The sequence below is a fragment of the Bacillus sp. SLBN-46 genome, assembly GCF_031453555.1.
In the GTDB taxonomy this organism is placed as follows: domain Bacteria; phylum Bacillota; class Bacilli; order Bacillales; family Cytobacillaceae; genus Neobacillus.
Genome location: NZ_JAVIZM010000001.1, coordinates 2,494,394 through 2,519,182, shown reverse-complemented (window position 1 = coordinate 2,519,182; position 24,789 = coordinate 2,494,394). Strand labels below are relative to the sequence as shown.

The 24,789-nt window shown below is 37.5% G+C and carries 27 protein-coding genes; 3 read left to right on the top strand and 24 right to left on the bottom strand.

What is annotated here, in order from left to right:
• Positions 1–28: 28 nt before the first annotated feature.
• From QFZ87_RS12955 to QFZ87_RS12845, 23 genes are all read right to left on the bottom strand, one after another.
• Entirely contained in the window at positions 29–1,165 is a 1,137-nt protein-coding gene (locus QFZ87_RS12955; RefSeq protein WP_309861916.1) for a Na+/H+ antiporter NhaC family protein, read from the bottom strand.
• A gap of 305 nt (positions 1,166–1,470) precedes the next feature.
• A complete protein-coding gene (locus QFZ87_RS12950) occupies positions 1,471–1,641 on the bottom strand; it encodes a hypothetical protein (RefSeq protein WP_309861914.1) in 171 nt (56 codons plus the stop codon).
• Positions 1,642–1,726: 85 nt separating this feature from the next.
• On the bottom strand, positions 1,727–3,352 hold the full coding sequence (gene abc-f / locus QFZ87_RS12945) for a ribosomal protection-like ABC-F family protein (RefSeq protein WP_309861912.1): 1,626 nt from the start codon (positions 3,350–3,352) through the stop codon (positions 1,727–1,729).
• 156 nt (positions 3,353–3,508) lie between these two features.
• Positions 3,509–3,643, bottom strand: coding sequence for an RAxF-45 family protein (locus tag QFZ87_RS12940; RefSeq protein ID WP_308083702.1), 135 nt, complete (start codon positions 3,641–3,643; stop codon positions 3,509–3,511).
• A gap of 95 nt (positions 3,644–3,738) precedes the next feature.
• Positions 3,739–4,152 carry a hypothetical protein gene (locus tag QFZ87_RS12935; RefSeq protein ID WP_309861909.1) on the bottom strand — a complete coding sequence of 138 codons (414 nt, stop codon included), beginning with the start codon at positions 4,150–4,152 and terminating at the stop codon, positions 3,739–3,741.
• Between the two features lie 45 nt (positions 4,153–4,197).
• Positions 4,198–5,646: a S1C family serine protease gene (locus QFZ87_RS12930; protein WP_309861907.1), complete on the bottom strand. Its 1,449-nt coding sequence runs from the start codon at positions 5,644–5,646 to the stop codon at positions 4,198–4,200.
• 163 nt (positions 5,647–5,809) lie between these two features.
• A complete protein-coding gene (locus tag QFZ87_RS12925; protein ID WP_396133916.1) occupies positions 5,810–7,240 on the bottom strand; it encodes an ATP-binding protein in 1,431 nt (476 codons plus the stop codon).
• Positions 7,218–7,913: a winged helix-turn-helix domain-containing protein gene (locus tag QFZ87_RS12920; RefSeq protein ID WP_309861905.1), complete on the bottom strand. Its 696-nt coding sequence runs from the start codon at positions 7,911–7,913 to the stop codon at positions 7,218–7,220. Before QFZ87_RS12920 ends, QFZ87_RS12925 begins: the two co-directional genes overlap by 23 nt.
• Before the next feature lie 248 nt (positions 7,914–8,161).
• On the bottom strand, positions 8,162–9,157 hold the full coding sequence (locus QFZ87_RS12915) for a phosphotriesterase family protein (protein WP_309861903.1): 996 nt from the start codon (positions 9,155–9,157) through the stop codon (positions 8,162–8,164).
• 80 nt (positions 9,158–9,237) lie between these two features.
• Positions 9,238–10,212, bottom strand: a complete 975-nt coding sequence (locus QFZ87_RS12910) for a quinone oxidoreductase family protein (RefSeq protein ID WP_309861901.1) — start codon at positions 10,210–10,212, stop codon at positions 9,238–9,240.
• 12 nt (positions 10,213–10,224) lie between these two features.
• Positions 10,225–11,004 (bottom strand): enoyl-CoA hydratase/isomerase family protein, encoded by a 780-nt coding sequence (locus tag QFZ87_RS12905; RefSeq protein WP_309861899.1) that lies wholly within the window; start codon positions 11,002–11,004, stop codon positions 10,225–10,227.
• Between the two features lie 51 nt (positions 11,005–11,055).
• Complete coding sequence (locus QFZ87_RS12900) at positions 11,056–11,829, bottom strand: SDR family NAD(P)-dependent oxidoreductase (RefSeq protein WP_309861897.1); 774 nt, start codon at positions 11,827–11,829, stop codon at positions 11,056–11,058.
• A 50-nt stretch (positions 11,830–11,879) separates the two neighbouring features.
• Positions 11,880–12,614, bottom strand: coding sequence for a 2-phosphosulfolactate phosphatase (locus QFZ87_RS12895; RefSeq protein ID WP_309861895.1), 735 nt, complete (start codon positions 12,612–12,614; stop codon positions 11,880–11,882).
• A gap of 17 nt (positions 12,615–12,631) precedes the next feature.
• On the bottom strand, positions 12,632–13,696 hold the full coding sequence (locus QFZ87_RS12890) for a phosphotransferase family protein (protein ID WP_309861893.1): 1,065 nt from the start codon (positions 13,694–13,696) through the stop codon (positions 12,632–12,634).
• A 68-nt stretch (positions 13,697–13,764) separates the two neighbouring features.
• Entirely contained in the window at positions 13,765–14,169 is a 405-nt protein-coding gene (locus QFZ87_RS12885) for an acyl-CoA thioesterase (RefSeq protein WP_309861891.1), read from the bottom strand.
• A 122-nt stretch (positions 14,170–14,291) separates the two neighbouring features.
• Entirely contained in the window at positions 14,292–14,858 is a 567-nt protein-coding gene (locus tag QFZ87_RS12880) for a TetR/AcrR family transcriptional regulator (protein ID WP_308083690.1), read from the bottom strand.
• 122 nt (positions 14,859–14,980) lie between these two features.
• Positions 14,981–16,591, bottom strand: coding sequence for a long-chain-fatty-acid--CoA ligase (locus QFZ87_RS12875; RefSeq protein WP_309861888.1), 1,611 nt, complete (start codon positions 16,589–16,591; stop codon positions 14,981–14,983).
• Between the two features lie 31 nt (positions 16,592–16,622).
• Complete coding sequence (locus tag QFZ87_RS12870) at positions 16,623–17,375, bottom strand: SDR family NAD(P)-dependent oxidoreductase (protein WP_309861886.1); 753 nt, start codon at positions 17,373–17,375, stop codon at positions 16,623–16,625.
• Between the two features lie 45 nt (positions 17,376–17,420).
• Positions 17,421–18,629, bottom strand: a complete 1,209-nt coding sequence (locus QFZ87_RS12865) for an acyl-CoA dehydrogenase (RefSeq protein ID WP_309861884.1) — start codon at positions 18,627–18,629, stop codon at positions 17,421–17,423.
• Positions 18,630–18,807: 178 nt separating this feature from the next.
• Positions 18,808–19,002, bottom strand: coding sequence for a hypothetical protein (locus tag QFZ87_RS12860; RefSeq protein WP_309861882.1), 195 nt, complete (start codon positions 19,000–19,002; stop codon positions 18,808–18,810).
• Positions 19,003–19,173: 171 nt separating this feature from the next.
• Entirely contained in the window at positions 19,174–20,400 is a 1,227-nt protein-coding gene (locus QFZ87_RS12855; RefSeq protein ID WP_309861880.1) for a cell wall-binding protein, read from the bottom strand.
• Between the two features lie 145 nt (positions 20,401–20,545).
• Complete coding sequence (locus tag QFZ87_RS12850; RefSeq protein ID WP_309861878.1) at positions 20,546–21,523, bottom strand: alpha/beta hydrolase; 978 nt, start codon at positions 21,521–21,523, stop codon at positions 20,546–20,548.
• Between the two features lie 14 nt (positions 21,524–21,537).
• Positions 21,538–22,158, bottom strand: coding sequence for a helix-turn-helix domain-containing protein (locus QFZ87_RS12845; protein ID WP_309861876.1), 621 nt, complete (start codon positions 22,156–22,158; stop codon positions 21,538–21,540).
• Between the two features lie 108 nt (positions 22,159–22,266).
• Between QFZ87_RS12845 and QFZ87_RS12840 the strand changes: the two genes are divergently transcribed.
• Positions 22,267–23,148: a VanW family protein gene (locus tag QFZ87_RS12840; protein WP_309861874.1), complete on the top strand. Its 882-nt coding sequence runs from the start codon at positions 22,267–22,269 to the stop codon at positions 23,146–23,148.
• 37 nt (positions 23,149–23,185) lie between these two features.
• Here QFZ87_RS12840 and QFZ87_RS12835 read toward each other — a convergent pair whose 3' ends face one another.
• The gene (locus QFZ87_RS12835; RefSeq protein WP_309861872.1) at positions 23,186–23,461 is read right to left on the bottom strand and encodes a hypothetical protein; all 276 of its coding nucleotides are present in this window, start codon (positions 23,459–23,461) and stop codon (positions 23,186–23,188) included.
• 187 nt (positions 23,462–23,648) lie between these two features.
• Between QFZ87_RS12835 and QFZ87_RS12830 the strand changes: the two genes are divergently transcribed.
• Positions 23,649–24,359, top strand: coding sequence for a class I SAM-dependent methyltransferase (locus QFZ87_RS12830; protein WP_309861870.1), 711 nt, complete (start codon positions 23,649–23,651; stop codon positions 24,357–24,359).
• 120 nt (positions 24,360–24,479) lie between these two features.
• Positions 24,480–24,731: a sigma-G-dependent sporulation-specific acid-soluble spore protein CsgA gene (locus QFZ87_RS12825; protein WP_309861868.1), complete on the top strand. Its 252-nt coding sequence runs from the start codon at positions 24,480–24,482 to the stop codon at positions 24,729–24,731.
• Positions 24,732–24,789 lie beyond the last annotated feature (58 nt).

Below are 24,789 nucleotides of genomic sequence, written 5' to 3'. Positions count from 1 at the left end.
AAAAAAACGAAGCCAATATGACCTCGTTTTAAATAGTTGCAGCATTGTTTCCTTTACGTAAAAGGACTTGTTTCAAAAATGAGAATAAGACGGTTAGGACTGGCAACCCCCATAAAAAGAATGCATAAGGTAGATAATCAATCAGGGGAAGTCCTACAATCGTACTGCACATAATGGCAAGGACGCTCCATGGGACCATCCCTGGAAATAGCATCGTTGAATCACCCATCACTCTAGCCAATTCTTCGTTCCCATATTTTTTAGACCAATGTGGTAGAAAGGATCTTCCTGTTAAGATAATTGGCAATGTTTGATTTGCGGCTATGACGCTAATTAGTAACGTTGCTAATAGAGTTTTCATCGTGTCACCAAATAATGACCGTGAAGATTTCAGCCATTGATCTAAATAAGGCTGAATGACATTCAACTCTTCTAATAAACCATTATAGGCACCCGCCAAGGCAAGGAATAAGAGCAGCTCATACATATGCACGAACCCTCCTCCAAGACCATTAATTCCAAACCAAAAGGCCGCGCTGATTTTTGAAAAGATAATCCCTTTTGCTAAAGCAATCATGGCAGCTGATAGAATACTAGAAAGAAATGCATAAATGATACTTAATCGACATACCACAAATCCAATTAATACAAGGGGTGGAATAAATGTAATCACCGAAAGATCACCCCAAGCAAATGTATTTGATTTTATTACTATTTTATTTGAATAAAAAGAGTCCAAAAGACCATATATAATAAAACAAATTCCTATGGCTACAATCGTAGTCAATAACATAGCTTTCCACTGTTTTTGTACCGGCACTTCAACAGTATGTGATAATAATTGATGACTACTTGAAAATGGCGACGTTCGATCACCGACAAAAGCACCAGACACCAATGCTCCTGCGACTATCTCTATTGGAAGATGAAGAACTGTAGCAGTGCCTAAAATAGGAATGCCAATCGCACTTAACGTACCAACTGTTGTACCAAGAAGCATCGAGAAAAACATGGCAACAAGGAATGACAGAATAATGAAATGGTGTGGATTAATTAGGTAAAGTGCAATCTTAACCATCTGATTAATCGTTCCTGCTAAATACCATGAAGGTAATAAAAGACTAACTAAAGAGAGGATAATAATGACAATTTTTGTTTTTTGCATTCCTGTTACACTAATTTGAAGTATAACTCTTAAAGAATTATATTTTTTTCTTGCAAGTAAAACTAAAATTACATACCCCGGAAAAAAACCAGCAACAAGAGGGTGATGAAAACAGACAGACCAGATGACCCCTGAAATTGTAACAATAAGTAGTAGCAATACTTGCGTGACAGTAAATTTAGATTCGATAAGATCACCGCTTTCATATAAAGAACATTATCAATTATAAGAAAAATTTCGCCAATCGAAAAGTCCCCAAAAAATATAGAGCCGCATAAATTAGCGGCCCCATACATACTAAAAGGTTACACAACTTCATCTAGCAAGGTGTATAGTTGATCTCGTTCATTTTCCCTATTTTCTATTTCCAAATAAATTTTTTGCAGTAAATCTAGCTCTCTTTCTTCCTCAAGCATTTTTTTAAGCTGGTGTAACTCCAATTCAATTTTCTCTATTCTCTCCTCGATGTCTTCCACCTTCTCCGTAACTTTTTCTTCTCCTTTTTTTCCTGGTAGAAGTGGTTTTTGAGTAATGGTGGGTGATTTATAAACTTGTTTTGTTTCAAATTCCCCTCAATTTCTCTTTTGCCCAGTCGTAATTTCCATCAAAAAAGTGAACTGTACCATTTTGAAGCCAATAAATTTTATTAAATAATTTATTGAGGAAATAACGGTCATGAGAAACAGCTACTATTGTTCCGTTAAATTGTTCTAGTGCTTCTTCAAGTACTTCACAAGAATCAATATCCAAATGGTTCGTTGGTTCATCCAATATTAGCAGGTTGATATCTTGATACATCAACTGCGCAAGTCTAAGACGCATCCGCTCTCCGCCACTAAGTTGATTTACTTTTCGAAATACAGCTGGACCGTAAAATAGGAATCGAGCTAGTATATGACGGGCCTCTCCTTCGTTTACCACAACTTCAGATCGAAAAACATCAATTAACAATTCATCATCAATATCCTCAAAGACATGCTGTGATAAATAGCCCAATTTAACATTGCTTCCTACTTTGACAATTCCTTTATCTGCTTCCATTTGCTTTAGGATCATTTTTAATAGCGTCGATTTTCCCGTTCCGTTCTCACCGACAATCGCCATTCGGTCCTTATATTGAACGTGCATATTGACATGTTCGAATAAAATGCGGTCCCCAAAAGCCTTTGAAACATCCTCTAGTACGATTACATCTTTTCCGCTACGGTCATTGGCTTCAAAGTCGATCGCCATTTTCTTCACATCAATCTTCGGACGTTCTAGTTTTTCGATTCGGTCAAGTGCCCTTTGCATATTGGTTGCACGTTTATGAAGGGCAGCGCTCGGAGGATTGGATCGATTGGCCCAATCGCGAAGCCGCTTAATCGCTTCTTTCATTTTCTTAATTTTTCGTTGTTGTTCCTGATACTCCTGAAATTCTCTTAATAACCGCTCTTCTTTCTCCTTTACATAACCACTGAAATTCGTATGGTACAAATCAACTTCTCCATCTTCCATTTCCAGTACCTTATTAACTACTTCATCTAAAAAGTAACGGTCATGCGAGATAAGAACAATTGTTCCCTTAAATTCATTAAGGAATGTACCTAGCCATTCAATTGCCTTAAGATCTAAATGGTTGGTTGGTTCATCGAGTAATAGGAGATCGGGATTAATTAGTAAGCTTAAACCAAGACCTACCTTCGTTTTCTCACCGCCACTTAAAGATGAGAAGTCTTTATCAAGGAGGCCGGTAATATTGAGACCGTTTGCAATCCGCTCCAATTGAGCATCCATTTCATAGCCGCCATTTACAATAAAATCATCCTGAAGCTTTCCATACTGATCCATTAATCTTTGCAAATGTTGTGGAGAGATTTCCTGCCCCATTTCTATTTCTAATTGCTGAAGTTTTGTTTCAACATCTATTAATTGGGCAAAAGCAGTTTTTAAAACTTCCTTAACCGTTAGGCTTTTATAGTCAGGAATCTGTGCCAAATATCCAATTTTCAACCCTTTTTTCCAATGGATGACACCTTCATCCACTGTTTCTTGGTTAGCCAATAATTTCATTAAGGTTGTTTTTCCGCCACCATTACGGCCGACGAGTCCAATTCTGCTTCCTTCAAGAATCTCCAATGATATGTCTTGAAAAATCAGATTTCCACCATAGGATTTTGCTATATGATTTACGCTACAAATGATCATGTTCATTCTCCTTTTAATTGATAATTAGGATGAACACTCTCTTTTAAAAAAAAAGGCCACGGGCATCTAACCTTCCCGCGGCTTAAAAATAAGCATGAAAAAAGAGTGCGGGCGATGCACTCTCTCATACCTATTTATTGTGGGTAAAGAGATGTGTTATCGTTCTAAATTCATTATGCAGTTTCTATAAAAGGGCAGACTTCCCCCTTTGGAAACCACATCATGAAAAATCGCGCGACAAAAATATAGCGCTTCAAGCCATTGCACGCGAACAAAAATAGAACGTTTCATCTCTTCACACCTCCATTTCCAATCAAGTTAAATTTATTGTAATTTTTTTCCGTAATAATTGCAAGCCTATTTTTTCAGACTATTTCCGCAAACTCCTAATGTAGATACCGTTTATTTGCTCCAAACCTTCTCCGGTATACAAACTTTCTCAAGTCATCGTCCTTTAAGTTCCTATCGTAAATTAGGAATAACAATGATTGATATTCTGGATATTGTTCCTTTACGAAAAGGGCGAACTCCTTCCGTTCACCCTTTAGCATTTGTTTGAACTCTTTTTGGTTTACAATTTCTTCTAGGTTCTTTTCGTAAAATTCTTTCGTGTCTTCCCACTTTTCTTTTCGATTCTCTAAGATGTCACGGGCATATTCGGGCAATTTTCCGATAACATGATCGATATAGCCCTCCGACCACATAATCATTTTATCCTTTTCAGGTAGTTCAAAAACCATATTCATTAGCTCTAAATCATCTACTACTTCACTGATCGCGTATTTCCCGACCCTATTCATGTTTTCACCTCAAGACCCTTTTAATTGGTCTTATTTTACCTCTAATTATGCACCACTATTATTGACTAATTTTGTATTTAATGTGATAAGCTTCCCGTCACGATATACTTCAAATTTAATGGAATCACCTGTTTGAACCTTTGAGTACAGATATTTTCTTAAATCAGATGAATTCGCAATTGCATTTCCATTCATTGATACAATGATATCTTTTGGTTTGAATCCTGCCTTTGCTGCTGCAGAATTTGGGTCAATGTTCATAACCATAACACCTTTTTTCACATTATTCGGTAGGTTTTGCCAATACATTTGTGGTACTTCCTCTAAATCTGCAAGTCCTACTCCTAGGTATGGTCGATCAATCTTACCATTTTTAATTAATTGATTCACAATAGGAATGAGATCATTACTAGGTATTGCAAAACCCAATCCTTCTACACCGCTCTCTGAGATTTTTAGGCTATTAATACCAATTACCTGTCCTTGTGGATTGATTAATGCACCCCCACTGTTTCCAGGATTAATCGCTGCATCAGTCTGAATAACATTTGTATCCCAATTTCCTGCTGAAGTAGTGACAGAAATACTCCGGTTAGTTGCACTAACAATTCCTTGAGTAACAGTTCTTGAGAGATTCAAGCCAAGTGGATTTCCAATCGCATATACCTGGTCACCAGGGCGAAGTGTAGATGAATCTCCAAAGTCTGCTGTTGAAGTGACATATTTGGCATCAATTTTTAATACTGCAAGATCTGTAAGAGCATCTGTTCCGACAACTTCTGCGGTTGTCTTTTCTCCATCATACAATGAAATTTCAAGTTTTGATGCCCCTTCAACAACGTGATTATTGGTAACAATATAAGCGGTGTCTTTATTTTTTTGAAAGATAACACCCGAACCAGATCCACTTTCCACACTTTGGGTTGAATTTTGGTTTTCGTAAAAGTTGTTCTGCTGCTGCTGGTAATTGACGATACCGACAATTGCTTTTGAAATCTTTTCTACTGTATCTGCAATAGAATTTGATGAAGCAGCAGTAGGTTGAGTCGTAACGGGTTTTACTGATGAAGCAGTATTTCCACTCTGCCCCGCAGTGTTTACTTGCTGATTTTCTACATCAGGATATAGGTTTTTTAAATAATCTGTATGTGGCAGAACTGCCAAGGTCAAAACAGATCCAACTATTCCTGCTGCCAGGGTAGAAGCAAACCCTTTTACATTTCGTTTCTTACGATTTTCTCCACTTGGTTGATTAGTAGGACGAGCCTGCTCGCTTATCGGGGGCATGACTTCATCCGCTTCAATTTCAGATTTTATTGGTTGTACATTTTCCCTCTCGTATTCGTTCCCCATCGCACCGAAAGTTGCGTCAACTGCATTCGAATTTCCTTCTCTATTTTCAAATTCTGTAGGTTCACTTGCATTTGTATTTTCAGTTATCTCAGATGAGTTAGATTCATTTCTTTCGAATTCATTTTCATTCAAACGATCCATTACAATCGATCTCCTTTTCGAATATCAAATTCTTTTATCTTGTCTATACTTTAGCCGACAAATCTTAAGAAATTATTAACAATCTGTAACGGGTTTTGAAAATTTGTAAGAAAGAACAATGAAATTCATAAAAAAAAGCTACAGACATGATCTGTAGCTCTCCTCAGTGTATTTTTTGAAAACGAATCACAAATTTGGTCCCTTTTTCTTTTTCACTAAACACTTCAATTTCACCGTTATGCAACAATACCAATTGTTTTACAATCGAAAGACCTAAACCAAACTCCCCATATGGGTTACTTGTTCTTGAGATATCTGCTTTGTAAAAACGACGCCAGATATTTTCTAGTTCATTTGGATCAATTCCAATCCCCGTATCCTCTACTTCAACAATAATCCAGTTCATTTCCTCTTTTCCTCTTAACCAAATGGTTCCATTGGCAGTAAATTGAATACTATTTTTGGTTATGTTGATCAAGATTTGAACAAGGCGGTCATAGTCGGCATTTACCATGATATCCGGTTCAACTTCGACAATGAGACTGTTATTTTTCTCTTCCGCCTGTAGTATTAATTGTTCTTGAATGATTTCCAATACTTCTAAAAGCTGAATATCTTCTCTAAATAATTGGATTTGATTGGAACGAATTTTCTCAAAATCAAGGTTTTCGTTAACAAGCCGAATTAATCTTTTAGCTTCATGGCTTACAAGATTGATGCCCTTTTCTTTGTCCTTCTCAGGAATCATGTTATTTCTCAATCCTTCAATCACGCCACTGATGGTCGTTAAAGGCGTCCTCATCTCATGAGAAACATCTGCCATAAACTGCCTTCTTCTGTTTTCAAGACTCTCGATTTCTTCCATTGACGTATTGATTTTATCCACCATATGATTAAAATCATTTGCTAACTCTCCAATCTCATCAAAATTAGAAGATTTTACATTAACATGATAATTCCCCGCTGAAACAAGTGATGTCGCTTCACGAAGACGTTTAATTCGATTTACATGTATTCTTGATAAAAACCAGCTTAATAACAACGAAACAGCAGAGGCAATTAAAATTGTATAGAGTAAAAATTTATTGATTTGACGAATCATATCGCTAGAACCACTAATAGGGGAAGTTAACAAAATTCCGCCAACAAATCTCCCATTATCATGATAAGGTAAGACAACAAATGTTACCCCCTCCTGCCCAAACCTTTTAAAATCACTTTGTACTATGAGTGTTTGTCCTTCGGTAATTTTCTTCCATTCCTTATCAGATAACCCTTTAATAGCTGGTCCGCGTTTCCCAACTAAATACAGATTTCCATCCTCATCAAACATACTAAAACTCATTTTTCGTGCAGCTAATACCGTACTATATTGATTCATAATTTCTTTAGTCGCGAAAGGAGTTTCTTTCATATCTGTTAAAATGGCTTTGCCATACGAATTAAGTTCATCTGCCTTATTCTGATAAACTAAATTTTCCACGTAATGAGCAAACAAGAGACTTAGAATTAAAAAGGCAACAATAATTATACTAATATGGCTAAAAAACTGCTGATAGAAATATTTAAACTTAATCGGTTTTGATGGACTCATCAAATTTATACCCTACTCCCCAAACAGTATGAAAGAATGGCTGTGAAGTGGTCTCCACCTTCTTCCGAAGCCTTTTAATATGAACATCAACAGTTCTTTCATCACCGTAAAACTGATATCCCCATACACTTTCAAGTAGCTGTTCTCTAGAAAATACTTGCCGCGGATGCTCCACCATAAAGTACAAAAGATCAAATTCCTTTGGTGTTAAGTTGGTTATTGGTGTACCGTCAACAATCACTTCTCTAGTATCTTTATTGACCTTAAAATATTCTGTTTGAACCATATTTTTTTGCTCCATTGGGGTCTGTGTTTGGAATCTTCGCGTTACTGCCTTAATTCTTGCCATAAGTGTAAGGGGACTAAAAGGCTTTGTCACATAATCATCTGCACCCATTTCTAAACCTAACACTTGATCAGATTCACTATCCTTTGCAGTTAACATAATTATCGGAACAGTAAACTTCTCTTCGCGAATCTTTCTGCAAATAGTAACTCCATCCATACTTGGCAGCATCCAATCAACAATTAGCGCATCCCAAGTCTCACTTTTAAAGCGGTTATAGCCTTCAAGACCATCATTTACAAACTCACCCTCAATTCCTTCTTTTGCAAAAAACATTTCAATCATCGAGCAAACACTCTTACTATCTTCAATCACTAATATTCTCAAAATTCTCATCTCCTAATTAGAAACGTGGAAGTAGCTTGTATAGAATTCTTCACCATTTCTCGAACTGCAATCCATTTAATATAGATAAATGATTCTTACTTTTTAGTTTATCTCAAATTTTATGCATATCAACAATTAAGACCATTCTTCCCGACTAATTAATACTTTGTTCATAGTTTTTTAATATTTTCATTAAAAGCATAAAAAAGAGGCTTGAATTGATATTCAAGTCCTCTTTTGGGGTAGAGTTAGAACACTTTTGCCGGTGCTCCTATAAATAATGCTTCAGCATTAACACCTAGCATTTTATCAATTTGTGTCTCTGTTACTCCATTCTCTCTAAGTGTTGGTAGGATGTTTTCAAAGATATGACCAGGGTGCCAATTCTCCATTATTTTCATCACTTGCTCGTTCATAATGGGAGGCCGTCCTAACCAAATATTAACGGAATCATGAGCTAGTAAAATTTGATCTTCGTAACCAGCATCTAATAAATCCATTAAAGTTGCCACTCTTTCTTGGTCGAATGGTGCTCCAACCATTCCTTGGATTCCAAACCGGTCAAACCCGATTCTGACTCCCTGGTCCATGACTTCCTTATGATATTCAGGGTTAGTATTGCCGCACATATGACCAATAATAATCTTACTTGGGTCAGCACCAAGTTCAATTAACATTCTCGCCTGATCTGGACCCATTGTTCCTTCTTGTGTATGAGTTAAGATTACGATGCCCGTTTCCTTTTGTACCCTTGCTGCAGCCCGGAAGAACATTTTTTCATACTCAGTAATCTGGTCTTTGCTGGATGCTAGCTTAATAATGCCTGGTTTAATTCCTGATCCGGCAATTCCTTCTGAAATCTCTTTTGTAAACATTTCATAAATTTCTTCTTCAGCAGTACCTAATGCCTGTCTGAACTTGAAGTATGGAGGAGCCCCCTCCCCTTCATAATAGTATCCGGTCGCACAAATAATTTGTAATCCAGTTGCTTCTGAAACTTTTTTTAAGAATAGTGGATTTCTACCACATTCATTAGGAGTCGGGTCCACAACCGTTTGAACACCAAAACTCTGCATTTGTCTTGCTACAGCAATAGCTGCTTCTAAGAACTCTTCTTCCTTAAAAGGACCTAGTGTTACATCACCTTGGAATCCTGGGTATCCAAAAATAAAGTGTTCATGAATAAGTGTCTTTCCAAGCGTATCAACGGGAATTGGACCTGTAACTGTTTCAACATTTTTCATAAATTGGTTCACCCTTTCGATTTTCTACTAAAATTAAGAAAAATGGCTAGATTCGTATGAGTAGACTAGGTGCTAACCGTTTACGGTTCTAAAATGAGTTTTCCTTGTGTTTTCCGTGATTGTAAAAGTGTATGGACTTGTGCTGCTTCCTCTAATGGGAAAACCCCGCCTATTGTAAGTTTTAGTTTCCCTTCACCTAAATAGGTAAGAAGCTCTACTAAACTAGGTTGCAATAATTCTTGTTTTCTCATAATTTGTGGCAGGAAGAATCCGATCACTGATTGATTTCTTCCCATTAGTGAGGATGGATAGAAACGACTTTGTTCCCCGCTTGCAGCCCCAAAGATGACAAGTCGACCAAATGTGGCAAGACACCTAACGGTCTTATTGAAAACTTCTCCGCCGACCATTTCAAGGGCAACATTTACCCCCCTACCATCTGTTGCCTCGAGAACCTGTTGTTCCCAGTCAGGCTCAGTATAATTGATTAGTACATCTGCTCCCATTTCACGAGCTAACGCTAACTTTTCATCGGAGCTTGCGGTAGCAATTATTTTTCCAGCACCAAACAATTTTGCAAGCTGTACAGCAATAGTACCTACGCCGCCCGCAGCCGCATGAACGAGGACACTCTCACCCTTTTCTAATCGGCCCATTGTTTTTAAAATATGATACGCACTTAAACCTTGGAGCGGCAAGGCAACTGCGGTATGAAAATCCAATTGTTCAGGGATTGGGATTAAAGCACGTTCATCGGCAAGGGCAAATTCAGCATATCCTCCTGATTCAATTAACGTCACAATTCTTGTACCTGGCTTTACTTTTGTTACTTTTTCTCCTACTTGAGCGACTATCCCAGCAATCTCAGCACCGGGTATGAAAGGGAGAGGTGTTTTTACCACATATTGTCCTTCTCTTCGCGCTGTATCAGCATAGTTCACACCAATAGCCTTGATTTCTATAAGTACTTCGTGACCTTTAGGAACTGGTTTTTCAATATCCACTAGATTTAATACCTCTGGTCCACCATATTCCTTTAATTGTACTGCTTTCATAACATTCATCTCCTACTTCCCTTTAAATGCTGCTTTTCTCTTTTCTTTAAATGCTGCAATGCCTTCTTGGTGGTCCTCTGTCTGTACCATCAGTGTCTGGATCAGACGCTCCTGCTCAAGAATGTCCGCTAGTGAGGATGTGAATGCTTGATCAATTAACTTCTTTTGCTTTCCATATGCTTTTCCAGGACCATGTGCTAATTTCAGAGCAAATTTCGTTGTTTCCTCCTGAAGCTTTTCAACTGGAACAAGGTAATTAATGACCCCCAGCTGATATAATCTTTCTGCTGGAATTGGTTCAGCTGTAAAAAAGAATTGCTTTGCTAAATGTGGCCCAATCAACCTTGGTAGTAAATACGAACCTCCCCCATCGGAAACCAGCCCTACCTGTGAAAAGCTTAAGGCAAATTTACTTTCCTCAGCCGCCACAATTAAGTCACAAGCGAGGGCTAAGTTTACACCGGCACCAGCCGCAAACCCATGGACAGCCGCAATAATTGGTTTTTCCGTATCTTTCATTAGTAAGATGAGTTCATTAAGCCTGCCAATATGGTCGTATACTTGAACACCCTGAGCCTGACCCATGGTTTTAACATCACCACCCGCACTAAATGAACGGCCTGCTCCTGATAAAACAATGACCTGCACGTCTTCGTCCTGTTGTGCACTATTAAGCGCATCCTTTAATCCTACTATCATTTCGGGACTAAAAGCGTTTAAACTTTCAGGTCGATTTAAGGTTAGAGAAAGTACCGGTCCTAATTTTTCAACAATTAAATGTTCTTGAGTCATTTACATCTTCCTTTCATTTCAAATAATATAGTTAAATGGTTTCTATCACGTTTATTTAATGAGCCAACCACCGTCAACTAAAAGATCCGCTCCTGTCATATAGGATGCTTCAGGTGATGCTGCAAAAGCGATGACACTGGCAATTTCTTCAGGATTACCCACACGCTGTAAAGCTGTGTTTCTTTGTATTGCTCTTACGAATCGATCATTTTTTAAACCTTTTTCTGTTAGAGGAGTTTCAACAAATCCGGGTGACACAGAATTGACTCGAATGCCAAAAGGTGCTAATTCTAAAGCAAGTGATCGTGTGAAATTAATGACCCCGGCTTTAGCTGCACTATAATGAGGTATTTCTACACCTGCCTGATGCCCTGACAACGAGGCGACGTTGACAATTGCTCGGCTTCGTTGTTCTTCATGCTGTGCCCCTTCTATCATGATTTTTCCTAGCGCCTTTGAAACTAAAAACACACTTTTTAAATTAACATCCTGTACATAGTCCCAATCTTGTTCTGTTATCTCCAAAATTCTTGAATGTCGAGAACCGCCTGCATTATTTACAAGAACATGGAGGTCTCCATATTGCAATTGAACATATTCGGCTAATTCCGCTACATCCTCTACATCTGTACAATCAGCAGTGAATATTTCAGCCAGCGGAATCTTACTCGTGCGATTGATTTCCTCCGCTGTTTTTTCGAGTTTCCCCCTTGTCCTTCCAACCAAGATGACCTTAGCACCTTCGTTTGCAAGGCGAATAGCTGAAGCTCTGCCAATTCCACTTCCAGCCCCTGTCACTACTGCAATCGATTGCGAAAACCTCATCTTCCACGCCCCCCCATGAAAAATTTTTTTCTTCGGAACTAGAGTGATCTTCAAACAAAGATGGTATCAATTACTACTTTTCCATTCTTTAAAACGGGAACAATTGAAGCGCTTCCTTTTGATGCAGCCAACGTCAAGTCAGTTTGTTGATTATATTTTTCAAGTAATTTACCAACATAAGATTCTTGTAGTATTTCATATGAATCATCCTGGCCTCGATAAAAATACAAAGCCGCTTTAGCTGCATCCGTTAAGTCAAACTTACCATTTTTCAACAAGCAATCTATGAAATGTCCGGCACCATAAAAATCTTCAAGACTAATTTCTCCTGAATTTCCAGAACAAATGACAAGAATGGTTTGATCACCGTTACATTTTTGAAGGGCATTGGCAACAGCAGGATTATTGATTATTGAAGCGATATATATTTTATCTGCAGATTGTGATTTTCTTAAAGCAACTGTTCCATTCGTAGTAGATAAAATTAATGTCCTACCTGTGATAGCTTCTCCAATTAGTGTTGGACTCGGATAAACAAACCCTTCAATGGGTTTAGCATCCAACTCACCTGCAAGAATATATTCACCTTGTTTATATCTATTTGCGAGTTCTAAGGCTTCCTTGCTGTTTAAAACGGGAATGACTTCCTTAGCACCCTCCTTTAATGCAGATACGATTGTTGTTGTTGCCAAAAGCACATCTAAAACAACGGCAATTTTGTTTCCTTCTAGCATTTTCTCTTCATTTATTTCTTCTTTCTTTAAGAGAAGATGAATCTTCGTCATGACTCTTCAGCTCCCCTTTAAACCTTTTGATCAGCAACATGTGCTGCGTGCAGGATGAGATTTTTTACAAAGTGGTTAAAGTTAGCAAAACGCATATCATTTGTCTGGCCCTTTTTAAAGCGATAATAGATTTGTTGACCAATTACAGCCAACTTAAAGTAAGCAAAAGTCAAATTGAAATTAAAATTAGAAATATCGCGTCCACTTTTTTGGGCATAAAGCTCAATAAATTGATTTCTGGTGAAAAATCCATCATAAACAGCCGTGACTGGTTCCCTTCCAAGTCCTTTAATTAACAGGTCTGAATCATCACTTTGATTCCAATAGCTCATAGCAACGCCAAGGTCCGCCAGTGGGTCTCCAACTGTGGTCATCTCCCAGTCAAATAAACCTACCATTTCTGTAAATTGCTCATTATACATGGCATTATTGAACTTATAATCATAATGAATAATTGTAGATTCATGCTCTCTAGGAATATGGTCAACTAGCCATTTTTTTAAGGTGTCAACAACAGCTATCTCATCCGTTTTTGCCCTTTCATACCTGTTAATCCATCCGTGTACCTGTCTTTCAAGGAAGCCTTCAGGCTTGCTAATTAATGATAGACCTGTTTGTTTGTAGTCGATCGCATGTAGTTCTACCAATTTCTCAACCATTACTTCAGATAGGTGGTGACAAAGTTCTTTTGTTACTTGAATGCCATCCGGGAAGGAAGTGTCAATCACGATCCCATTTTTTCTTTCCATGAGGAAAAACGAACTACCCACAATTTCGAGGTTATCTGAAAAAAGAAGGGGCTTAGGCGCCACAGAAAAAAACGGATTTAACTCAGAAAGTATTTTATATTCCCGTTCCATATCATGAGCCTTCGGTGCAACTGGTCCAAGTGGAGGACGTCTTAAAACCGCTTCCCACTCACCCATTTTTAGTTGATAGGTTAGATTTGAATGACCAGCAGAGAATTGTAAAATCTCAAGTGGCCCGGCTGGCAACGTTTCAAACGTTTCACGTAAGAACTTTTCCAATACTACTAAATTCAACTCTTCTCCTTTTCGAACAGGAATTGTATCCTTATTCATTTGGCGCGGCATATGATTCCTCCTCTCAATTTAAAAAATTACAGTCTCTTTAAAATAAAGTGACATGTCTAACATTGAACAAAAAAGCCTTTAAGTTCTTCTTTTATCAAGTCAGGTAGCAGTTCACTTTCTTGTTTATCAAAGTCAAAATAAACCATGATTGCGTTTCCCTTAGCTAAAAGGTGGTTAGTTTTAGAACAGAAAATATCATGTTCTAATTGAAAACTCTTATTCCCTATTTTAGACACATACGTTTTAATCAATAGGCTTTGATCAAAATAGCCTTGACTGATAAAATCGCATTTGGTTGACGCAAGAATAAAATTCCAATTCCCAGTATCCATCTTATAACCTAAGGCTTCAATAAAGCGGATCCGTGCTTCCTCCAAATAAATGAAGTAACTTGTATTATTAATATGGCCCAAGGCATCAGTTTCCCCGAATCTTACATGTACCCGTATTTCATGCTTCATGATGATATCCACCTCAATCAACAATGTAGATATAAATACATTCGATACTAACCGGTTAGTATTTAAGTTTTTTTAAAAAAGAGGGGGAATGAACTTTCAATATACCCTCTCTCATTTTTTCTTCAATTTTCTTGAATTCCCTTTAAAATCATTTCGACAAAAATTTCTGCGACTTCACGATCAGAAACCATGCCGTTTGGATTAAACCATTGATAGCTCCAATTGGTAATACCTAGAATTCCCATAGTAACAATGCGTGCATTTAGATCTTGTCGAAACTCCTTTTTGGAAATGCCATCGTTAATAAGTGCTTCAATATTTAAACGAAATTGATCCCGTTTAGGAACAATCAACGCCAGACGCTCAGAACTTAGATTTTTCATTTCTCTAAAAAAAATCTTTGCTGCTGCTCCCTGCCGTTGAATATTCGTTATAAGCATATTCACAATCTCAAATAATTTTTGCTTACAATTTTTTGATGTATCATTTAATATTTGTTCCTGGTGGACAAGCAGCTCATTAATATACCCTAGATGGATGTCCATGAGCAGTTCCTCTTTACTTGAAAAGTAATAGTAAAAAGTCCCCTTTGTTACGCCTAGAGAATCCACTATATCCTGAATCGAGGTTTCACTAAAACCCTTCTTTTCAAATAGTTGGATGCTTTGTCCTGTGATTTTTTCCTTCACCGTTCTGTCCCCGCAATCTGTAAAAAATGTCTAATAGAAATTATACCATACTATCGAACGCTCCTTTAATGAATGAATAAATATTGTCATTGTGCTTTTCACTCTCAATATAACGTCATCTATTATTGTTTGACTTCGTCTCTCAAGGCCCGGCGAAGGATTTTTCCCACACCAGTTTTAGGCAATTGCTCACGAAATTCAACCAAACGAGGCACCTTATATGCCGCAAGGTTCTGCCTACAGAATTGAATTATTTCTTCTTCAGTAGCCTTTTTACCAGCCTTCAAGACAATCACAGCCTTCACATCTTCTCCCCTGTATGGGTCGGGAACTCCAATGCAAACAGCTTCTTGAACAACAGGATGTTCATATAACACCTCTTCGATGTCACGAGGATAAATATTGAAGCCGCTAGCAATAATCATATCTTTTTTTCGATCGACGATGTATAAATAACCATCTTCATCTATTTTGGCAATATCGCCTGTATAAAGCCAACCATCCCGTAATGTATTAGCAGTTTCTTCAGGCATATTCCAATAGCCCTTCATAATTTGCGGACCTTTAATGATGACTTCCCCAAGTTCACCTACAGATACCTCTTTCGTACCAGTTGCTAAATCGACAATTTTATATTTGGTAGAAGGCATTCCAATACCTACACTACCAGGTTTCCGCTCTGCAAATGGAGGATTACAATGTGTGGTTGGTGAAGCCTCAGACAGACCATAGCCTTCTAAAATCTTCGAACCTGTTTTCTTTTCGAAGCTACGGAGCAACTCAACTGGCATTGGTGCACTACCACTGTTACAGGTTCGAATACTATTAATTCCATATTCCTCTGCCTTAGGGTGATTTGTAATCGCCACATACATGGTTGGAACTCCTGGGAACATAGTAGGCTGTTCATTTTTTATCGTATTAAGGACTTCTTCTAAATCAAAACGAGGTAGCATGATTGATTCTCCTGCTGTGTATATAGAAAGATTCATGCAAGAACTCATTCCAAATACATGGAAAAGTGGAATTACGGTTAAACATTTTTCATTTCCAACTTCCAATTCATGTTTAAAAAATTCATAACACTGGATCACATTTGCCAACACGTTGCGGTGAGTCAACATAGCACCCTTAGACCGACCTGTAGTGCCTCCAGTATATTGAAGCACTGCTACATCATGTTCCGGTTCAAATTCAATTGGGACCACATTCCCGTTACCCTCTGTTAGGAAGTTTTCAAAGCTCCTATCCGGCGCAAAGTCTTGTCCTGAGGACTGTAAGCTAACAACAATAATATTCTTCAAATTTGTTTGAGATTGAACACTTTTCACCCTTGGATATAATGCATCAAGAACCACAATAGTTTCAGTCCCTGAATCATTTAGGATATACTCAAGCTCCCGCTCAACTGACATAGGGTTCACCTGGGTAACAATTCCCCCAGCATTAAGAATTCCATAATAGGAAATGACATATTGCGGGCAGTTCGGAAGCATGATCGCCACCCGGTCCCCTTTTTGAACCTCATTTTGTTGAAGTGCTGAGGTAAAAGCGTGGGCTAAAGATTGCAATTGATCGTAGGTGAACTTTTTTCCATAAAAAGACAGGGCAAAATTGTTAGGGAATTTTGAGGCTGTGTCATGAAGAATTTGTCCCATTGGTATATTCGGAATGGTAACACTTTTTTCTATTGTTTCAGGATAATGTGCCAACCAGGCTTTGTTCTCGCTCATCCGTTCCCCTCCGTATGATAATCATATATAATTAAAACGTAAGTCCTCCGCCGTCAACTGAAAGAGTGGTTCCTGTAATAAAAGAAGCCTCATCTGACGCTAAGAATAAAACCGCATTTGCTACTTCATCTGGTGTTCCAATTCTTCCTAGTGCATTGGCACGAGAAATGATTGGCCACTTACGCTCATTCTGTTTCCAGTTTTCAATTATTTTTGTATCAATCACACCTGGAGCAATCGCATTCACCCTAATATTGTATTTTCCATACTCAAGTGCAGCATTTTTTGTAAGTACAACTACTCCTGCTTTAGAGGCATTGTAAGCAGACATATACTTTTGACCCTTAAGTCCAAGTAAACTAGAGGTATTAATAATTGAACCGCCGCCTGATTTGGATATCTCAGGGACAGCATATTTAATCCCAAGAAATACGCCTTTCAAGTTAATATCAACTACTCTGTCCCATTCCTCTTCTGCCAAATCCACACTCCGTACTTCGGAATTACCAATACCCGCATTGTTGAACATAATATGTAAGCCGCCAAATGTATTGGATGTAATCTGAATTAACTGCTTGATTTGTTCTGAATCAGCCACGTCCGTTTTAACAAAAATAGCCTCTCCACCGGCCTCTTTTATGAGGCTGACGGTCTCTTCACCCATGATAGAATTAATGTCTGCTAACGCAACCTTCGCTCCTTCTTTGGCAAAACGGACGGCGGCTGCACGTCCGATACCGCTTCCGCCGCCTGTTACAATTGCAATCTTTTTATTTAATCTCATAGGTACCAGCCCTTCTCTATCTAGTTCACAAGTTAGCAATCGTGTTTATTGATATTTACGTAGTTCGAGTTTTGCCAGTTGAGCACGATGAACTTCATCAGGGCCGTCAGCCAATCTCAATGTCCTTGCATTTGCCCATTGAGCTGCTAATGTAAAATCATTAGAAACCCCAGCGGCACCTAATGCTTGAATTGCACGGTCAAGCACACGCAATGCCATCGATGGTGCAACCACCTTAATCATAGCAATTTCTGTTTTTGCTTCTTTATTACCTACAGTATCCATCATGTAGGCAGCTTTTAAAGTTAGCAACCTAGCTTGTTCAATCTCAATCCTTGAATCAGCAATCCACTCCCCAATTACTCCTTGCCGGGAAAGTGGCTTTCCAAAAGCGCTTCGACTTTGAACGCGCTTACACAATTCCTCAAGTGCTCGCTCAGCAGCACCGATTAATCTCATGCAGTGATGAATTCTTCCAGGTCCCAGCCTACCCTGAGCAATAGCAAATCCCTTTCCTTCTCCCCAAAGAATATTGTCGGCAGGAACTCTTACATTTTCATACGTAATCTCACCATGTCCATGTGGAGCATGATCGTAACCAAACACTGGCAGCATCCGTTCAATCTTTACCCCAGGGGTATCAAGAGGAACTAGAATCATAGATTGTTGTTCATGACGGTTAGCATTCGGATCTGTTTTCCCCATAACAATCGCTATTTTACAGCGAGGATCACCGGCACCAGATGACCACCATTTTCGTCCATTAATGACGTATTCATCACCGTCGCGTTCAATTCGTGCTTCAATGTTGGTCGCATCAGAGGAGGCAACCGCTGGTTCTGTCATCGAGAAACATGACCTAATTTCCCCTGCCAGCAGTGGTTTCAGCCATTCTTCCTTATGCTGTTCCTTTCCATAACGAACAATGACTTCCATATTACCTGTATCAGGTGCACTACAATTAAACACTTCTGGTCCAATTAACGAACGCCCCATTATTTCGCAAAGAGGAGCATATTCCAAATTGGTTAGGCCTGCACCATATTCACTTTCAGGTAAAAATAAATTCCATAAACCCTCTGCTTTTGCCTTTTGCTTTAACTCCTCCATGATTGGCGGGACAGCACTCCAACGGCTTTCCTGTTCATTTAATTGCTGCTCGTACACAGATTCATTTGGGTAAACATAAGCTCCCATGAATGCAGTTAACTTTTCTTGCAGATCTTTAACCTTTTGAGAATATGAAAAATCCAATCTCTCCACTCCCTTCTCCATACTAACCAGTTAGTATGTTATAAGTTTAATTATACTCCCAAAACTTAAATATTCAAATTCTTTTCTAAATATTCTAATAAATTTAATATACGTATACAATCCCTTTAATAGTCTTGTTGTAAAAAAAAAGGACGAGAAGATCTCGAACCTTGTTCCATTAATATCTCTTGAAAGATTTTTTCTGCTTATTCATCACTTCATACGATTTTTCGATAATATCTGTTAACACATCACCCTTATAAATTCTACCAAGCTTCAGGCCTTGTTGATAATATTCGACAATTTCGTCAAGTTTTGCTGATGTATCTTTGGTGATTCTTACATTCAATTGAATTCTTTCGTTATCCATCATGATAGCATCTCCTATAAAACTGTTATCTCCTTGCTAGCATTTATATACACATTACAACACTGCTACTATACTATATTTCTACAAATTTTTCATTACTTTCATAAAAATATAAAAAGTACTGGTTCACCCAGTACTCCCTACATCAAAGTATTTTTCTTTTCGATTCATTCATTAATAGTTACCGATTTCGCTCTCAGGCGTTTGAATGATGACAGGCTGTTTACTTGGGTCTAACCATTTAAGAATGGTAAGGACATTATTTTGTACCGTTCCTGTGCAACCAAGTGTATAGCTACTTGCCACATGGAAAAAGATTGCAGAACCAGCCCCAGGAATTCTCTCTACCGTATTATAATTAATAACAAAGCCATAATTATAGGCTGGAATATTCATTTTTTCCGCACTTGTCCATCGACTATTATTTTCTGATTGTTTTTGCCAAGTATTATATAGCGAAGATGCCGGGTCATCAACCCATACATCATCACTTGTAATTTTCCGATATGGCAGTTTTGTTCCAGGATTTTGATAGCGTCCGAATGCGGTGCCTAGCGAAAATTTCCCTCTTGGAGACTTTTTTGCCCCTTCTTTCATTATGGTAGCAAAGCCTTCTTTTCCAATAAATCCTGATATATTTTGTTTTTCATACCACTTATTATCCACTTTTTCAAAGGTTCGTATCTTTGCAACATTAGTGGAATAGCCTGATGTCGTAACGAGGATTAGCTGATTATTATCATCAATGGTAGTAAACTGATCTGCAATTGTACTAGGAATCCAGCTTCCATTTCGATTAAAGTAATACCATCTATCTAAATAAATCCAGCCAACTTGCATCGCACCTGATTGATTTAAATAATACCAACGGTTATTTTGTAATATCCAACCTTTTTGCATATCACCGCTTTTACCAAGGAAGTACCATTTCCCACTATCAAGTAACCAACCTTGCTGCATTGCACCATTATCTGCAAGGGAATACCATTTCCCTGCTAAATAGAGCCAGCCTGTTTGCATTTTTCCTGAATGGTCAAGATAATACCATTTACCTCCATTTAAAAGCCAACCTCTTTTCATTGACCCACTGCTGTCGAGGTAATACCATTTTTCGTCATCTTTTAACCACCCACGCTGCATTACCCCATTATTATTCATAAAATACCATTTGCCATTATCATATAGCCAACCCTTGTGAAGTGTTCCATCACTATGGTTAAAATAATACCAATTGTCTCCAAGGGCTACCCAGCCCTTCACAACTAGATTATCTTTGTAATAATACTGTTTTCCATCCTCTTCATACCAACCATTCTTCGTAACTTCTTCATTTGCAAATGTAGGTAATGGACGTAGTACTATTACTGTTAAAGTAAGTAAAAGAAAAATCCTTAATTTCAAGTCTTTTTTAACCTCCTTTGCCATTTTACAACAGTAAATACTATTTTATCGAAATTTCAGTTTCTATTACACCTACCAAATTACCATTTTCTCAAGTGCAAAAAAAATTGCCCATCCAATCTTGGGCAAGCTTTACTATATTTAACTATATGGTTATAGATTGTATTGGTTGAATGTTTTTATAGTGTTCTTGAAGCCATGTTTCTAGCTGATTCTTTAATTCAGGATGGATTGGAAGGTCTCCTTGTGCAACAATGTCTTTTTTCATCGTAAAAATAGTTGAGTTATATGTGACAAGTTTACAAGAGTGTGCCATATTTTCGATTACCTTAAATTGTGCGTCTCCTTTAACGTAAAGAGGTAAATCGTTAAGGGCTGCTGGATTCGCCTGAACGTCGCGTGCCCCAGTTATGGCAAGAACTGGACATGTTACTTTTGATAAATCCTCTCTAACATTATAATTAAAATGTTCCCGCATCCATTTCGCATTTGTTTTAACAAAGTTTACTTTCATCACATCATCCGTTGACTGAAGTACCTTATTAATGGCTTTTTGCGCCTGTTGTTCCACTTTATTATGTGTACCAAATAGACGTAATAAAAATCCTTGAAATCCCTTAGCATGTTTGATGTCATCAACTGCAATATCCCTCTGCCGTTTTAATGCCTCGCTTATTCTTTCAACAGCACCTGAAAGTAGAATCAACCCGCCAAGACTTTCCCGTGCTGCAACAGCAGCTCCAATAGTACAGCCTTCGCTATGCCCAAGGACAATAACACTTTTCGAGTCTACTTCAGGAAGACTTTTCAAAAAATGAACAGCGGCCTGTGCGTCATCCACCAAATCCCATAATCCTGTTGTTAAAAAGTCTCCTTCACTTTCCGCAACACCTCGTTTATCATATCGAAGAGTAATATATCCAATAGATGTTAAAAATTCAGCCAATTGACGATATAGTTTAAGATCCAATTTTTTGTTTACTTTTCCATTACGGTCTATTTTTCCAGAACCCACTATAATTAAAATCGCTGGACTTTTTTCAATCCTCATTTCTGGCATGCTTAATGTTCCTTTAAGTGCTACGTGGCCTTGAATGGTGACATCTTTTTCTTTAATTTTCATTAAAAAATTCCCCCCTATTGCTCTTTCATTTGCTCTGGAATAATTACTGTTGCGAGCGTTCTTCTTTTTCTACCCTTTTTTGGCTTATTTTGAGTAACCTTGGAATAGACTGAAACCAGTTCTTTTATAAAATCAGCATATTCCTCATCAGTTAAATAAACTGAGGTTTGCCGAAAAGATACACCATCAACTGCTAAATCAATTTTTTCTTGTTGTAAATACCTCTCGTATTCCCCCATTAAATTCGCCATGAATTTTATAAATAAACCCATGTGTTCATCCTTTGTGAGTTTGTTTAATTCTTCTATTCCTAAAGTCATCTTGTTTGGGTCATTGATTGAATACACTTTTTCAACCGTACCTCGGTTTGGTATTTCATCAATGATATGAATAACCTCTGCATCAACAAGCTTTTTAATATGACGATACAAGGATGCTTGTGGAATATCAGGAAGTAAATCTTTTATTTGCTGTACTGTTATTTGTTGGTTTATTAAGGATTGGATTATTCTCATCCGTACCGGATGTAGGATCACATCAACCGTTGATTCTTTTATCATCAATTTCTTCTCCTGTTTTTTATTATCATTATCAATAATGATAATAATACATACTCTTTTATTTGTAAATGCCAAAAAGGAAAATTAATGAAATTTTTCCTTTTTTACCTTAATCGATTTCTTTCTTACTTTTTACATGGATTGGCAATCTTCTACTTATATTATAATGAGGAGGGTTACGATATGATGTTGTCTTGGATATTTGGTGTTTTATTGGTAGTTCAATCAGTAGTTTCCCCAGACCACTTAGAAATTACAAAGGACGGCTACAATATAACTACTTTAAACCGGATGGATTTTTCCAATCCAAATGTTGATTTACCAATAATCGATAATGGAAAATATAATCAGTTTTTAGATCAACTCGATAAACATTTTACTACTCAGCCTAAAAATGCATACATAAATCAACACGGAACCATAGTTTCAGAACAGGTAGGTTCTCGTATTAACCGCCAAGCTTTTACAGAACAATTTTATTCTTACTTTTTTTCACGTCGGCACGGTACATTAGAAATTCCTATGCTCCCAGTTTATGCGAAAGTGGATAGTGAATTACTTGGAGAAATTCGAAGCATACGTATTGGACGGTATGTAACAACCTTTAATCCTAGTAACAAAACGAGAACCACTAATATTCAGTTAGCAGTAAAAGCGATTAATAATACTGTTGTGTTTCCTGGGGAAACCTTTTCTTTTAACAGAGTCGTTGGTAAAAGAACGGTTGCTAAAGGCTATCTTCGAGCCCCTGTGATTATCAGAGGAGAATATTCGGAAGATATCGGGGGAGGGATCTGCCAAGTATCCTCCACTTTATTTAATGCTGTTGATAACGCTGGTTTAAAAATTGTTCAGCGTTTTTCTCATAGCAAAAAGGTTCCCTATATCCCACCTGGTCGAGATGCCACTGTTAGTTGGTATGGTCCCGACTTTGAATTTAAGAACTTGTATAACCAACCTATTTTAATTCAGGCAAGGACAATAGGGCATTTAGTGATAATTAAACTCTATTCATCGGAAAATATACAATATATCCCACGCAAAGTACCTGCTCCCCCTTATTAAGCAAATGAAAAAGTCCGCATAGTTAGCGGACTTTTTCTTATTCCTTAATATTATTATTATTTAAGGCACTTGTTAATAATTCTTCAGAGAATTCGGTTAGAGCCGCATTGTCCATTAAATTAATGTTGGTCTTAGGTGTAAAATTTCTTACAGCATTTTGAATCGGACCTGTAATGTCACTACGTTTTCCTCTTTTCATTCCAAAAACAGCAGCACTTATTCCTAATCCTAAAAGTGAGGCCCACATAGTTCCTCTACTCTTCCGTTTAGGCATGAACAAATTGAGAAACGGCATTTTATTCATTTTTCGCATGAGTAGCACTCCTTAAGAATGGTTTGGAAAGTTCATATCTCCCCTCCATTTACTTAATTTGTGCTTAATAAATTTGAATATGCCTAGGAAACAATACGTTCTTTGTCATTTCTTGGCACGTTAATGCTAAAGAACCTCTATCCCCTTTTTTACATAGAATGCAAAAAAGATAAATTGGGTGGTGTCTATGGGAGGCTTAACTTATTTTGATTTCTTAGCTAAATTTGGCGTTGGAGGAGCCCATCCTGGTGGAATCCTTTTAACAAAAGATATACTTTCTGGAGAAAATATTACAAATAACTCATTTATATTAGATGCTGGATGTGGTACTGGCCAAACGGCAGCCTATTTATATCAGCAATACAAAGCCAAGGTGTTTGGATTGGAGATCAATCCAATAATGGTTGAAAAAGCCAAAAGCCGTTTTCAGTCCTTAAAGCTTCCTATTCAGTTAATTCAAGGGTCCATTGAAGAAATCCCCTTTGAAGATGATTCCTTTGATTTTATATTATCTGAATCAGTTTTAGCCTTTGTCAATAAACCGAAGGCCTTAAAGGAATTCTATAGAGTATTAAAAAAAGGTGGTCGCCTAATTGCAAATGAAATGACCATTAACTCAAAATTAAGTCAGCATGAAGAATCCGAAATTAAAAAGTTTTACGCAATTGATTCATTATTATTAGAAGATGACTGGAAAAATTTATTAGAATCCACAAATTTTAAAAATGTCTTTATAAAAATGCAAAAACAGTCTCTTAGTCATGGGAACCATGCACCAGAATTTAATTTCTCTGCAAACTTCGAGCCTGAACTTTTTCACATTCTAAATGAGCACGGAAACATAGTTATTAAATATCAAAATATTTTGAGTTATCGGATTATTAGTTGTACAAAATAAAATAATACTGTGGACCTCATTTCACTGAAGTATGAGGTCCTTTTTATTTTGCTTCCTTCTTCTAACGTATATTATTATCGTTACGTCAAAAAATAAAGGTGTGAAGGGATGGATGAATGCATGGATCAAACTTTAGGATACCTGAGAGAAATATTATCGAATTATACTGACGACCATTCAGAGGGAAGACATATTTACCGTAAACTCATGGAAGGAAATTATCGTTCTGAAGGTTCTTTTGTTCAAGCATTAAATCAAAGGGAGATTGCTTTTTTAAATAAAATGCTGCCAAAAGAAATTAACTATGCCAAAGAGGAGCAGGATGAAAAGAGAGCATCCCAATTAAACGAGGTTTTTGAATTATTATTATAATTAAGAAAAGCGTAAGCGCCTTGATCAGCCCCGACAGGCAAATGTTCTTCTGCAAGAA